The following is a 12,955-nucleotide window of genomic DNA, read 5'->3' as shown; positions in this document are numbered from 1 at the left end:
CGTGGAGAGCAACTTTTGGCATGGAGTACGCATACCACCTTTCCGGAAGGCCAACTCCGTCTTTAGCGCTAACGACTTCGGCGCGCCGACAACGCGGGCCGAACGGATATTTCGGCAACGCCGAGCCTTGTTCGCATATTCGCCGACGGCCGCCGGGGACGGTCGAACGCGACTCCAATTCCGTTTAGCGGAAGAGGTCACGGTGCCACTTATCCGCGCGTAGGGTCGCGTTCGACGAGAATCCGAATCTCGAGGTCGGCCCTCGGGAAACAGGCAGGAGAAGATGTGGTTTCCTCGCTTTCGGACCGGCGATTCCTGATCACCGGTGGCACGGGATCCTTCGGTCAGACGATGGTCTCCCGACTGCTCGACGCCGGGGCCGCCGAGGTGCGCGTGCTCAGCCGTGACGAGTCGAAGCAGGACGCGATGCGGCACCGCCTCGGCGACGACCGGGTCCGGTACTACGTCGGTGACGTCCGCGACTACGACAGTGTGCTCAAGGCCGCGCGGGGAATGGAATTCGTCTTTCACGCCGCAGCTCTGAAGCAGGTCCCCTCGTGCGAGTTCTTCCCACTGGAGGCGGTCCGCACCAATGTGCTCGGCAGCGCGAACGTGGTGGACGCCTGCGAACGCGTCGGCGTCGAGGCGCTGGTGCTGTTGAGCACCGACAAGGCCGTCTATCCGGTAAACGCGATGGGCATGACCAAGGCGCTCATGGAGAAGGTCGCCCAGGCGCACTCCCGCAACAATCCCCAGGCGCGTACCCGGGTTTGCTGCGTGCGCTACGGCAACGTCATGTACTCACGCGGATCGGTGATCCCGCTGTTCATCGACCAGATCCTGCGCGGTGGTCTGCCGACGGTCACCGAGCCGTCGATGACCCGGTTCCTGATGTCCCTGCCGCAGTCGGTCGACCTGGTGGAGCACGCCTTCCGGTACGGCCAGCCCGGCGACGTCTTCATCCGCAAGGCCGACGCCTGCACCATCGGCGATCTGGCCACCGCACTGTGCAACCTGTTCCGCGTCCCGGCGAAGTTCAACGTGCTCGGCATCCGGCACGGGGAGAAGCTGTACGAGACCCTGGCCAGCCGCGAGGAACTCGCCCACGTCGAGGACCTCGGCGAGTTCCTCCGGGTGCCGGTGGACAGTCGTGACCTCAACTACTCCCTCTACTTCGAGGAGGGCGACGTCGAGAGCGGCAACATGGCCGACTTCCACTCGCACAACGCCCGGCGGCTGTCCGTACCGGAGATCGAAGCGCTGCTGCTGACGCTGCCCGAGGTACGGGCGCAGGTCGAGGCCGCGGCGGCGGTCGTAACGGCATGAACACCGGCACCGGTGGCCGGCGACCGGAGTTCGTCCCCCGCCGACGCAGCGGCCCCGGCGAGGACGAGCCGCGCCGGACGCGACGGGTCCTCGTCGTCGGCGTCACCGGCATGCTCGGCCACGCTGTCCTGCGGGAGCTGAGCGACGACGCGGATCTCGACGTGCACGGCGTCGCCCGGAGCATCCAGGACCGCGCGGGATGGTACCCCCCGCGTCTGCTCGACCGGATCACCCCGGCCGTCGACGCGACCCGCTTCGACGAGGTCCGGCGGATCGTCGAGGAGCTGCGGCCGGACGTCGTCGTCAACTGCGTGGGTGTGATCAAGCAACGGCCGGACGTGCAGGACGCGGTGCAGACGGTCACCCTCAACGCGCTCTTTCCCCATCTGCTCGCCGATGCCTGCGGGCGCCTCGGCAGTCGCCTGATCCACGTCAGCACCGACTGTGTCTTCTCCGGCCGGCGGGGCGGCTACGTCGAGGACGACCTGCCGGACCCACCAGACCTGTACGGCCGGTCGAAGCTGCTGGGTGAGGCGCGCGGGGTCTCCGCGCTCACCCTCCGCACCTCGATCATCGGGCACGAGCTGGTCACGAACCGCTCACTCGTGGACTGGTTCCTCTCCCAGCGGGGCCAGGTACGAGGTTTCACGAGGGCCATCTACAGCGGCGTGACGACTGTCGAGTTCGCCCGACTGCTCCGGACGGTGATCCTGCCCCGGACGGAGCTGGCCGGGCTCTACCACGTCGCCGCCGAGCCGATCTCCAAGTACGACCTGCTCCGCTTGATCGCCGAGGTGTACGGGTGGCCCGGTGACCTCGTCCCGGACGACGAGTTCACCTGCGACCGGTCGATGAACGCGGACGCCCTCGCCGAGGCCACCGGGTACCGGCCGCCGCACTGGCCGGACATGATCCGGGCGATGCACGCCGCCAGGGCCCGCTGGGCTGCCGAAACGGCCCAACCGGGCCTACAGGACCTGCCCCGCTGAGAGCGGTCCACCCAACGACCGCGGGCAACGCCTGCGGCCGGACTTCAAAGGACATCACGTGGGAAACCGGATGGGCCAACTGGGCCTGCTCGTCGTCGCGACGTGTCTGGTGGTGGTCACCACCATCGCCGCCGTCACCGCCCCGCTCGTAGCGACCGGGTTGGTCGCGCTGGTGCTGCTGCTCGCCTTCAGCCGGCGGGTCGACGGCTGGCGGTGGATGCTGACCCTGACGATGGGGCTACTGGTGTGCGCCTCGTCCAACGTGCCGGCGCTCGTCGAGGCCAGCTTCTATCCTCGGTACGCGGCGGTCAGCGGCCTGGTCCTCTGGGGCCTCTGCCTCCCGGTCCGGACGCCGGCACGCAGCGATGCCTGGACCGGCGTGTTCGTCGGCGCGCTCTGGGCGATGGCGGGTCTCGCCACGGTGAGCTTCGCCTGGTCGGTGGTGCCGATGGAGACCCTCCAGCGGGGCGTCGCGCTGCTGCTACTGGCCGCTCTGGTGCACGTACTCGTCCGGCGTCGATGGCCCGATCGGGCGGTCATGATGGCCGACCTGCGCGTGGTCTACCTGGTCCTCACCGCGTCCATCGTGGTCAGTCTCGGCATCGGGTTCGTCGACGGCACGCTCGTCGCGGCGACCTCGAGCGTCGCCCGGTTCCAGGGCCTCTACAACAACCCGAACATGCTCGGCATCGTCTGCGCCCTGACGATTCCGCTGGGCTGGGCCGTCCACCGGCAGTCCCGGCGGCCCGTCACGCTCCTCGGCATGGCGCCGGCCGCCATCAGCCTCCTGTTGTCCCAGTCGCGGACCGCGCTGATCGCCGTGCTCGTCGGCGCGCTCTGGATCCTGATGCGCCACGGGCTCGGCCGGGTGGTCCAGCTGGTCGCGGGGGCGACCGCCCTGCTGCTGGTGGCACACCTGCTCAACCTGCTGCCCACCATCTTCGCCGCACCCTGGATGCGCCAGTTCGTCATGCGCTTCACCGACCCGACCGGCGGCGACCTGTCCAACGGGCGGACCCAGATGTGGCAGACGACCATCGACCTGTGGTGGCAGAACCGCCCCACGCTGGGCTTCGGGTACGCGTCGCGGAATCACCTGTTCGAGTTGGCCAGCGCCGACGAGTTCTTCGGGACCGCCGGCGTCAGCGTGGTGCACAACAGCTACCTCCAACTGCTGCTGGAGTTGGGGCTCGCCGCGGTGCCACCGCTGGTGGTGCTGCTGGTGGCCGCCGGACGGGTCGTGGTGCGGGCCCCGGTGCGGCGGGCCGACGCGGGGCTGGTCTGGCTCGTCGTCACCGGCCTGCTGATCCAGGTCACCGAGTCGGCCATGTTCGGCACGGGCCAGACCTATCCGTACGTGTTCTGGACCGTGGTCGCCGCCGCGCTGCTGCACCTGCCGAAGGATCGGGCTCCCGCCGACCGGGCGGCCGCTCGCGCCAACCTGCCCCACGCTGAGGCGCGCCGGCAGCGGTCCGGCATGGTCGACGACGGCACGCCGCGCCGACCCGTCGTCCTGCTGCGCTGAGTGCCGCCGGCCGCGCTGATGGCAGCCCCCGGGATGCCCTGGCGCGTGCGTTCGGCCGGCGGGCGTCGCCTCAGGCGCCCCGGCCCGCCGTCACGAAGGCGCTGACGCGGTCACGCCAGGCACGGTGGTCGAACGACTCTCGGGCCCGGGAACGGGCAGCTCCGCTCATCGCCGCCCACTCCTCGTCGCGCAACCGCAACGCCCGCTCGATGGCCACCCGGACGTCGTCCGGGCCGTTGCCGTCGAGCACCAGACCCTCGATCCCGTCGTGGACGTAGGTGGCCAGGTCACTCGTGTGGTTGAGCAGCACCGGGCACCCGGCGGCGAGGCTCTCGGGAACCTTGGACGGAAAACCGTTGGCCGCGTACCCGCCGGTGGGGCGGACCAGCATCGAGAAGTGCGACTCCGACAGGAGGGTCAGCACGGTCTCGCGCGGAACGCGGCCGAGGAACCGCACATCGGCCGAGACGGCGTCCAGCACCGTCACGTCCAGATCGGAGTGGGCGGCGGCGTCCCGCGCGCTCACCCCGGCGATAGTGAGGCTGACCCGCCGCTGCTGTTCCGGAGTGAGCCGGCTGAGCCCCCGCAGGATCACGTCGAGCATGTCCTTGCGCCCGGGTGTGCCGGCGTAGAGCAGGCGCAGCCCGGCACTGATCGGGGGTGGTTGCGGCGCCCGGAACTCGTCGCAGTCCACCTGCGGCGGCACCACCAGCACGTCCAGGCCGTGGCCCGTCAGGTAGTCGGCCAGCGTGGTGGAGACCGCCGTGGCCCGATCCACGAGCCGGGTCGCCAGGAACGTCGACCAGCGATGCCGGACGAAGTACGGGGTGAGCCACCCGCGGCGGAACTGCCGTCGGTCGTGGCGCTCGCTGGCGTCCACCACCACCGGGCAGCGCAGCACGAGGCGCAGGGTCGCCCAGTTGCCGAGGGTCAGCAGGGCCATCGGCAACAGCACGACGCTCACGTCACCGCGACCCACACGGGCCCGGCGGACGGCCCGCAGGACCCGCAGCGGCCGGGCCAGCCGGGCCGACGCGCGGGTGAGGTGGTGCCGACCCCGGATCCGCAGGGTGACCAGGTCGATGCCGGCCGCGCCGAGCTGCCCGGCCGGAAAGGCCACCTCGCACGGCCAGTCGTTGACAACGAGCGTGCGCGCACCCTCGGGCGCGGCGCAACGGGCGAGTTGCAGCAGACGGTTCGAGGTGGCGTCCCCGTACGGAAACGCGTACGCGCCCACCAGCAGTGGACGCGGCCGGGCAGCCCGGGCGGTCGACCCCGCCTCCGGTTGCGGTTGCCGGCCGAGCACCGTTGTCTGATCGTTCATCTCTCTCCCCGTGTCGAGAAGGCGGGCGGCCCGGGCCGCGCCGGACGGTGCGGACGGCTCGACACCCACCGGCGGTAGATCGCCAGGTGGGTGGTGACCGCCGTGTCGATGGCGAAGACGCTGCGCGCGAATTGTTCCGCTGCCGTCGAGGCCGAGGTCTGCTCGGTGTACGTCGCCGCCACGCACACCGCGCCCGCCCACTGCCTCGGCGTGGCCTCGGTGTCGACGATCGTCACGCCGGACAGATGCTCGTTGATGAAGCGCACCCCCGGCAGGTCGGCGGCGACCGTGCCGATGCCCAGGGCGACAGGCTCCAGCACGCCCCCGGGCAGCCCTTCCAGGCAGGACGGGTGGACGACCACGTCGGCCTGGCTCAACAGCCCGCCCACGTCGTCGCGCGGGCCCAACAGGTGCACCCGCTCGGCGAGACCGACGGCGGCCGCCGCCGCCCGGACGCGCTCGTCGTCGACGTCGTCCCCCGGTCCGATGAGGACCGCGTGGGCCCGCACTCCCCGTGCCTGCAACTCGGCGAGGATCGGCGGCAGGAGCCAGCGCCGCTTCTCCGGCGAAGCCCGGCCGACGCTGACGCAGACCAGGTCGGCCGGGCCCGCGCCGATCAGCTCGCGTAGGTCGTCCTGACTGGGGCGGTGCAGCCGGTCGAGGTCAAGTCCGTTGAGCACCACCCGGCAGCGGAGATCGTGATGCCAGCGCGGGTCGTAGGCGACGGCGAGCGAGCTGGGCGAGACGCCGAGGATGTCGGTGGCGAAGACCCGCAGCAGCCGCCTGAAGGCCCAGCGGTAGACACGTCGGCGCAGATCGCGGTGCTGGTTGTCATCACCCCGGAAGTGGGCGACGCGGACGGGCACACCGCAGAGGGCGGCGAGCGCGAGCAGCACCCCGGAGAAGTTGGCGCAGTCGACGTGCACCACGTCCGGGCGTAGCCGCCGCAGCAGTCCGAGGAACCGGGCGGCGAAGCGGAGATCGAGCGGGATCGGGGTGACCGTGCCGCCGTGCCTGCTGACAACGCCGGCCAGCGGGCCGGGCCCGACGCGGTCGCTGAGCGTCGCGAGGTGCACCTGGACGCCGGCGGCCCAGAGCCGGGGCAGCAGTTCGGCGGTACGCATCTCGGTACCGCCGAAGTTCAGCTCGCCGACGACCCGCAGCACCCGGCACTCCCCGGTCACGTCGACGCTCCCCCGGTGACCGCCCGCCGGTACCCCACGAACACGGCAGGCCACATGGTGAGCACGTACGCGACACAGGCCGCCACCGGCAGGCCGGCGAGCCCGAACCGCCGCAGCGCCCAGACCTTGAGCGCGGTCGCCAGGAGCAGGAACGTGGCCCAGCCGACGAACTGCGGCCGAAGCAACCCGATGCTGTTCTGCACCAGGATCAGCGGCGAGGTGACGGCGATCAGAAGGGACCAGATCGCCAGCCCGACCAGAACCGCGAGCGGGATCTCGGTGCGATCGATGCCGCCCACCCACAGGTCGATCAGCCGGTGGCCGTAGGCGACCAGCAGGACCCCGACCGCCCCCACGATCGCCCCGTAGAGCAGCACCATGCGGCGCGTGTTGCGACGCACCCAGGCCACCTCGCCCCGCGCCAGCGCCGCGCCGTTGACCGGCCAGACAGTCATACCGACCAGCCCGACGAAGATCGAGAGGACACCGAACAGCTTCCCCACCACCGCGTAGTGCGCCGCCGTGGTGGCCCCGAGGACGTTCGCGACGAGCGGGCTGTCCACGTTCAGCGCGATCGCCGACATCGTGGTCAGCGCGAAGAACCGCAGACCCAACCGAAGCAGGCCGACCGCTGTGGCCCGGTGCACGAGCTTCGGGCCCGGCCGCCGTCCGCGATCCTGCAACCAGAAGTACGTCACGCAGTTGAGCAGGTTGGTCACCGGCACGGCCAGCACCGCGCAGGCGATGACCGCCAGTGGTCGCCACCCGGCGGCGATGGCGCCGAGCACGGCAGCCATGCCCGTGAGTGCGCCTGCCGCCTGCCAGATGTTGCTCTGCACCACCTGGCCACGGGCGTACTGGGTCCGCTGGACCAGCGAGAGCGGAATGTTGACCGCGAAGGCGCCGAAGCAGAGCAGGACCAGGGCGGGCGCCTCCGCGGCGACACCTGGGTCAGTGACGTCGAACAGCGCGGCCCAGGGCACCACGGGTACGACAAGCACGAGACCCGCGAGCAGCGCCACCGCGACCACACCGAGGGTGGCGAACGCGCTGGAAACCTCCCGGGCCTGTTGCCGGGGGTCGTCGGCCAGGTGACTGAGCCGGGTGAGCAGCCCGTTGCCCAGTCCCAGATCGGCGAACCAGGCCATCCCGGTGAGGGCGGTGACCGCCATCCAGAGGCCGTACCGTTGGTCGCCGAGGAATCGGAAGCAGGCCGGGGTGATGACCAGCGGGGCGGCCAGGCCGATGCCTTTCGCCACCATCGCGGCGGCGATGCCCACCGTGACGGAGCGGTCCCGGTCCTTCGACGCCGCCGGCGGCCGCGCGCCGGGCGCGAGCGTGATTCCGGTCGGTGGCGCGGCGGCCGGCACACGGGCCAGCGGCTCCGGTACGGCCCGACTCGCTGCCCGGGTCACCGAGGTGCGGCGGCTACGGCGCGCTCGGCGTCCAACCGACCGGCCATCCACTCGACCGTCGCCCGCAGGCCCTCCGCACGGGCGACAGGTGCGACGTTCGGGAAGAGATGACGCAGCGCGGCGTTGTCGGCGAGGGAGTGCGCGACATCGCCGGTGCGTGGCGGCGCGTACTCGCGGACGATCGGTCGGCCGCACAACCACTCGAGCTCGTCGAGAACCTGCAAGAGGCTGGCCCGCGCGCCAAAGGCGAGGTTCACCGGATGCGGGTGGTGTACCCGTCGGCGGACAGCGTCCAGGATGACGTCGCAGACCGTACCCACGTAGGTGAAATCGCGCGACTGCGTTCCGTCGCCGTGCACCACCGCGGGTTCGTCGCGGAGGGCGGCGTGCACGAAGCGGGGGATGACGGCCGCGTACGCGTGGTCGTGCCGCTGCCCCGGGCCGAACACGTTGAAGAAGCGGAAAGCCACTGTCGGCAGCCCGAACGACGCCTGGTGGGCCAGGGCGTACGCCTCGGTGGCGAGCTTGCTGGCCGCGTACGGGCTCATCGGGCGGGTCCAGGTCAGCTCGGTCTTGGGCAGGGCCGGGTTCATGCCGTACACCGACGAGGAGGAGGCGACGACGACGTGCGCGACCCGGTGTCGTCGCGCCGCCTCCAACACCATGAGGGTGCCGGTGGCGTTCGCGTGGTGAGAGGCCAGCGGGTCACTCAGCGAGCGGGGAACGCTGGGCAACGCGGCCAGGTGGACCACCGCGTCGCGGCCCGTCATCGCGGCGTCCAGGGCGGCCGGGTCCAGGATCGAGCCCTCGATCAGCTCGATGTCCAGACCGTCGAGGTTGGTCCGCAGCCCGACCGAGAGGTCGTCGAGGACGGTCACCCTGCCGATGGTGGGCTCGACCATCGCGGCGCGGGCCAGATTTGACCCGATGAAACCGGCTCCGCCGGTGATCAGAATGCGCATGAAAACCCCCGTTTACGGCAAATCACCTGTTCATCGAGTGAACACGGACCGCGTGACGGCGACGGCGGAAAATTCACCCTGTCCGGGTGCTGACCGAAAATGGTCACCCTCGTTTCCGCGGCGCACAGTGAGTTCATCGTCAATGCGTCCGCGGCGGAGGTGCCGACCATGTCCGAGTTGATCGTCTACCGGTCGAACGCCCTGATGTCCGTCAGGTCGCGCTTCGACAGCACGCGGGACCTGGTGATGCCGGCCAACCTGGCGTACGCCGAGGCGATGGTCGGCATGTGGCACTCGGGTCTGCCCCAGGTCACCCTGGTGCCCTCGACCGCGACCGACGCCCAGGTGTGGCCGGTGATGTCCGCCGTCGGTACGAAGATCCACGACACCTCCGACGACAACTGCCCGATCAACACCGGCTGGTCGTACGTCGGCGGCAACCACGGCTACAACGTCGGCAACCAGATCGTTGTCACCAACCACGGCAAGACGACAGTCGACGTGGGCTCGCAGTGGACCGACGGAACCCGCACCTTCACCCTGCTGGCCATCACCAACGCGGACAGTCTGCTGTTCGGCAACCCGTACACGCTCGTCGACGGCATCGCGCAGGGCGCCCGGGTCAAGCCGGCCGCGCCGCTCACCCACCTCTCCGGGGCGACCCACACGGCCACCGTGCCGATCACCGGTCTGACCCCCGACGTGCAGATCCGCCCGGCCACACACTCCCACACGGTGACCGTCGAACTCGACGGACGACCGGTGCCGGACGGCCGGTTCACGGGGCAGGAGCTGACCATCCGGGAGTCCTACGTGATCCCGTCCTACCAGGGGATGATCGACACCGCCCGGGCGAACGTCGGCACACCCATCGCCACGATCATGTCGCGGATTCCCTCCCTGTGCCGCATCTCGAACGTCTACCGCTGGTCCCCGGGTGGCCTGCTGGTCGGGCAGACGGTGGCTGCGCTGGAGCGCTTCACCCTGAACGCCGGGGTGACCCAGTGCGGTCCGCTGACCCCGGTGGCCGGCGGCACCCGCCGGCAGTTCATGCCGAACGTGGGCACGGCCGGCGGCCTGAACTGGTCGGTGTGGGCCAACATCGACACGCTCGCGGCCCTCACCGACTTCACTCCGGCGACCCTCACGGACCGGCTCATGCCGGCGAGCAGCATGACCCAGTGGGTGGTCAACAGCGGCCAGGTCCAGCAGTGGGGCATCGCCGTGGGGCTTTTGCCGGTCGCCGACGGCGTGCCCGAGATCCGGGCCCGGTACACCACGGCCAAGAGTTGGTTCATCACCTCCAGCCTGAAGAAGAACTACCCGCAGTTGGTCTGGGGTCGCACACTGGAGGCTGGCGAATCCGTGACCGGTACCGCCTATCGGCGCTACCTGGCGCCACCCTCGGCGGCCACCGAGATCGTCGTGTCGGACTCCGCCAACGACTTCGTGCTGATCGAACGGGTCGAGGCGGTCGCCCAGGCTCAGATGGCCGCGCCGCAGCTGTTCCACCGACTGCTGGTCCCGGCCGGCCCGACGAACCTCACCGTGCCGGACCGGGTCGCCGTCGCCGGGATCCCGTACAGCATGGCGGTCCCCACCGGGTACGGCATGTGGCGCGCGGAGGCCGGCCCGGCGCAGGTGGGGCCACTGCCGGGGGTGACCTGCCCGCGCGGCAGCTACTTCCTGGCCCTCGCCGGACCGACCCAGGACGTCACCTACGCCGGCACCTATCAGTCGCTCCTGCTGCATCCGGTGTACCTGGCGGAGCCCACCCCGGTCGACCGGGTGTGCGTCGAGGTGACCGCCGCGGGCTCGGGGGTGCTGCGCCACGGCGTGTACGCCCACGATCCGACCACCGGTCGGCCCGCCGCGCTCGGCCCGATCGCCGACTTCGGCAGCGTCGCCGTCACGTCCGTCGGGGTCAGGGAGTCGGTGTTGAGTGTCCCCGTGGTGCTGCCCGCCGGCTGGCACTGGTACGGGCACGTGTGGCAGACCAGCGGCGTCACCCCGCCCACGTTGCGCGCCAGCAGCACCGGTGTCGCCACCGGCCTCAATCTCGGCACCAGTTCGGCGGCGATGACCGGCGACCGGTTCGGTTACGAGGTGACCGGGACGATCGGCGCCCTGGGGGCGATCACGATCGCCGGAGTGCACCAACTGCCGCCACCGCGGGTCGCGTACCGGCGTGCCTGAGCGGGCCGGCGGGACTCAGACCGTGGTCACCCCGTAGATCTTCTTCATCGCCTCGTGCTTCTCCGGGACGGGCAGGTGCCCGATGCCCAGCGACTTGGCCTGCAACCGTTCGAGGTACTCGTCGGTGGTCCGCAGCGGTCGCGCCGGGACACCGGCCGCCACCGTGTTGTCGGGGATGTCGCGCGTGACGATCGAGCCCGCCCCGATGACGCACCGGTTTCCGATGGTGACACCGGCCAGGATCATCGACCGCATACCGATGTAGACGTCGTCGCCGATCGTGATCGGGGCGGTCCAGTCCAGGTCGGGGTGGTCCTTGCGCAGGATCAGCGTGCCGCCGTCGTGGGTGACGAACTGCACCTCGGAGGTGATGTAGACGTTGTCTCCGATGGTGATCAGCCACGGCTCCGAGCCGAACATCGCCCGGCTGATCCCGTAGAACCTGACCCGACCGTTCAGCTTCACACCGAGGGACCGCGCGAAGGCCTCGGGATTGCGGGTGGCGGCCAGGTGGTCCGAGACTCGTCGGACCATCGTGCGAACGCGACTGGGCACCTGCTGTCCTCGCTCATCGGAGCCTGCCGGGGTGGCGGACGACGGACCCGCCCACGCGGACCCCTCACTGCAACGAACCAGCTCCAGCCCGGGTGACGCGGGCGCGGCCGGACGGATCAGCCGCGCGGGGGCGCGCTCGGGCAGATCAGCCGCGCGGGGGCGCCGTCGGGCGGATCAGCCGCAGAACTGTCGGGCGTGGTCCAGCACGTTGGGTTCCCGGAGCTCCTGTCGCCAGAGTCGGTATCGCCGGGCGGCGGTCTCCTTCGCCTCGGCGCGCTCCGCGGCGGACCGGTCGGCGAGCCGATCGATGGTCTCGCTCAGGCCGGCCGCCGACGCCGGCCGGACCACCGCTCCCCCGCCGGCCGCGATCAGGTCGCTGAACGGCGTCGCGTCGGAGCAGACCACCGGGCAGCCGGATGCGAGGCTCTCCAGGATGACGTGCCCGTAATTCTCGCCACGTGTCGGAAAGAGGAACGCGTCGTACCGGCTGAAGGTCGCCATCACCTCGTCCGCCGCCAGTTCCCCGAGGTAACGGACCCGCACATGGTCGGGCATCGCGTCGATGAGTCGTCGGCAGCACGCCCAGTACTGCTCGTCCTCCCGCGGACCGTAGATGTCGAACTCCAGCGGGCGCGTGGCGGCGGCGACCGCCTCCAACGCCCGGGTCAGGTTCTTCATCGGGGAGATCCGGCCGACGAACACCAGCCGCAGCGGCCCGTCGTGGGCGACGGCTCGGGGTGTCGGCTGTTCCGGGATCGGGCACTCGTTGCCGTTCACCATGATCTGCGCCCATGGCATGTTCGCGCGGATCTGGTCCTCCTCCAGCCGGCTGCAGGCCTGCCACCGCACGTCGAGCCGGCGCAGCAGTGGGGTCCAGACCGCGAGGAAGAGCCGCTTCTTGCGTGCCTTGATGGCGAGCGCGCCGGGTGAGAGCTCACCGCGCGGGGCCAGCATGATCGAGCGGACCCGCACCAGTCGCAGCGCCACCGCCAGGATCGGCAGCACCGAGAAGAGCGACCAGAGGCTGTTGACGTAGATCAGGTCGAGTGGGCGGGACCTGACGTGCCGCGCCAGTCGGACCCAGTGCCGCAGCGCGAACGCGCCGAGATAGAAGATGGCGCAGCGGTCGTCGCGGCGCACCAACCGCCCGGACAGGCCCGGGTACGGTGTGGACGAGCAGAGGTCCCGATCCCCGGTGACCAGGGTGACGTCGAGGTCGTCCGGCAGGGTGTCGAGGATGAACCGCAGAGAGCGGATCGGCCCGCCGCCACGAAAGCCCGGCTCGAACACGCGGGCGGTGGCGAGCACCCGGTAGACCGTCGTGGTCGTGGATCGCGCCGCGCCCCTCGGCGTTCCGGTGCTGTCGGGCGGACGCGTCATTGCCAGCTCGTTCACCTTGGACTCACCTTCCGAAATCCTGTCCCGGCGTCGGTGCGGGCACGTCTGCGCACTGGTACGCGCGAGGATCGACCAGGGCGC

At 70.7% G+C, this 12,955-nt stretch carries 10 protein-coding genes; 4 read left to right on the top strand and 6 right to left on the bottom strand.

The genetic code is table 11. The features are described from left to right. Positions 1 to 285: 285 nt before the first annotated feature. Genes ACTFTM_RS11300 through ACTFTM_RS11290 form a run of 3 tightly spaced genes read left to right on the top strand, consistent with a single transcriptional unit; the run spans position 286 to position 3,840 of the window. Positions 286 to 1,326 carry a polysaccharide biosynthesis protein gene (locus ACTFTM_RS11300; RefSeq protein WP_396801851.1) on the top strand — a complete coding sequence of 347 codons (1,041 nt, stop codon included), beginning with the start codon at positions 286 to 288 and terminating at the stop codon, positions 1,324 to 1,326. Then, positions 1,323 to 2,315, top strand: coding sequence for a dTDP-4-dehydrorhamnose reductase family protein (locus ACTFTM_RS11295; protein WP_449565745.1), 993 nt, complete (start codon positions 1,323 to 1,325; stop codon positions 2,313 to 2,315). The genes ACTFTM_RS11300 and ACTFTM_RS11295 overlap by 4 nt, the downstream gene beginning before the upstream one ends. Positions 2,316 to 2,373: 58 nt before the next feature. Continuing rightward, entirely contained in the window at positions 2,374 to 3,840 is a 1,467-nt protein-coding gene (locus tag ACTFTM_RS11290) for an O-antigen ligase family protein (protein ID WP_449565744.1), read from the top strand. Between the two features lie 70 nt (positions 3,841 to 3,910). Here ACTFTM_RS11290 and ACTFTM_RS11285 read toward each other — a convergent pair whose 3' ends face one another. The 4 genes from ACTFTM_RS11285 to ACTFTM_RS11270 are packed head-to-tail and all read right to left on the bottom strand — an operon-like array spanning position 3,911 to position 8,725. Beyond that, positions 3,911 to 5,164: a glycosyltransferase gene (locus ACTFTM_RS11285; protein WP_449565743.1), complete on the bottom strand. Its 1,254-nt coding sequence runs from the start codon at positions 5,162 to 5,164 to the stop codon at positions 3,911 to 3,913. Next, positions 5,161 to 6,348: a glycosyltransferase gene (locus tag ACTFTM_RS11280; RefSeq protein WP_449565742.1), complete on the bottom strand. Its 1,188-nt coding sequence runs from the start codon at positions 6,346 to 6,348 to the stop codon at positions 5,161 to 5,163. The genes ACTFTM_RS11285 and ACTFTM_RS11280 overlap by 4 nt, the downstream gene beginning before the upstream one ends. Continuing rightward, the gene (locus ACTFTM_RS11275; RefSeq protein WP_449565741.1) at positions 6,345 to 7,763 is read right to left on the bottom strand and encodes a lipopolysaccharide biosynthesis protein; all 1,419 of its coding nucleotides are present in this window, start codon (positions 7,761 to 7,763) and stop codon (positions 6,345 to 6,347) included. The genes ACTFTM_RS11280 and ACTFTM_RS11275 overlap by 4 nt, the downstream gene beginning before the upstream one ends. Next, the gene (locus ACTFTM_RS11270; RefSeq protein WP_449565740.1) at positions 7,760 to 8,725 is read right to left on the bottom strand and encodes an NAD-dependent epimerase/dehydratase family protein; all 966 of its coding nucleotides are present in this window, start codon (positions 8,723 to 8,725) and stop codon (positions 7,760 to 7,762) included. Before ACTFTM_RS11270 ends, ACTFTM_RS11275 begins: the two co-directional genes overlap by 4 nt. A gap of 168 nt (positions 8,726 to 8,893) precedes the next feature. Here ACTFTM_RS11270 and ACTFTM_RS11265 point away from each other — a divergent pair, with 168 nt between their 5' ends. Further along, complete coding sequence (locus ACTFTM_RS11265; protein ID WP_449565739.1) at positions 8,894 to 10,921, top strand: hypothetical protein; 2,028 nt, start codon at positions 8,894 to 8,896, stop codon at positions 10,919 to 10,921. A gap of 15 nt (positions 10,922 to 10,936) precedes the next feature. Here the strand turns inward: ACTFTM_RS11265 and ACTFTM_RS11260 are convergent, their stop codons facing one another. Together ACTFTM_RS11260 and ACTFTM_RS11255 are read right to left on the bottom strand one after the other, a co-directional pair. Beyond that, positions 10,937 to 11,455: an acyltransferase gene (locus tag ACTFTM_RS11260; protein ID WP_396801862.1), complete on the bottom strand. Its 519-nt coding sequence runs from the start codon at positions 11,453 to 11,455 to the stop codon at positions 10,937 to 10,939. A gap of 195 nt (positions 11,456 to 11,650) precedes the next feature. Then, positions 11,651 to 12,871 (bottom strand): glycosyltransferase, encoded by a 1,221-nt coding sequence (locus tag ACTFTM_RS11255; protein ID WP_449565738.1) that lies wholly within the window; start codon positions 12,869 to 12,871, stop codon positions 11,651 to 11,653. Positions 12,872 to 12,955: the final 84 nt, after the last annotated feature.

Source organism: Micromonospora sp. RB23, from assembly GCF_053585025.1.
The sequence above is the reverse complement of the archived record's forward strand: the minus strand, read 5'-3'. Positions and strand labels throughout refer to the sequence as shown.

What these genes read in the sequence shown, in the direction of transcription:
- ACTFTM_RS11295 (WP_449565745.1), top strand. Translation starts at nt 1,323, where the DNA reads ATGAACACCGGCACCGGTGGCCGGCGACCGGAGTTCGTCCCCCGCCGA.
- ACTFTM_RS11285 (WP_449565743.1), bottom strand. Translation starts at nt 5,164, where the DNA reads ATGAACGATCAGACAACGGTGCTCGGCCGGCAACCGCAACCGGAGGCG.
- ACTFTM_RS11270 (WP_449565740.1), bottom strand. Translation starts at nt 8,725, where the DNA reads ATGCGCATTCTGATCACCGGCGGAGCCGGTTTCATCGGGTCAAATCTG.
- ACTFTM_RS11265 (WP_449565739.1), top strand. Translation starts at nt 8,894, where the DNA reads ATGTCCGAGTTGATCGTCTACCGGTCGAACGCCCTGATGTCCGTCAGG.
- ACTFTM_RS11260 (WP_396801862.1), bottom strand. Translation starts at nt 11,455, where the DNA reads ATGGTCCGACGAGTCTCGGACCACCTGGCCGCCACCCGCAATCCCGAG.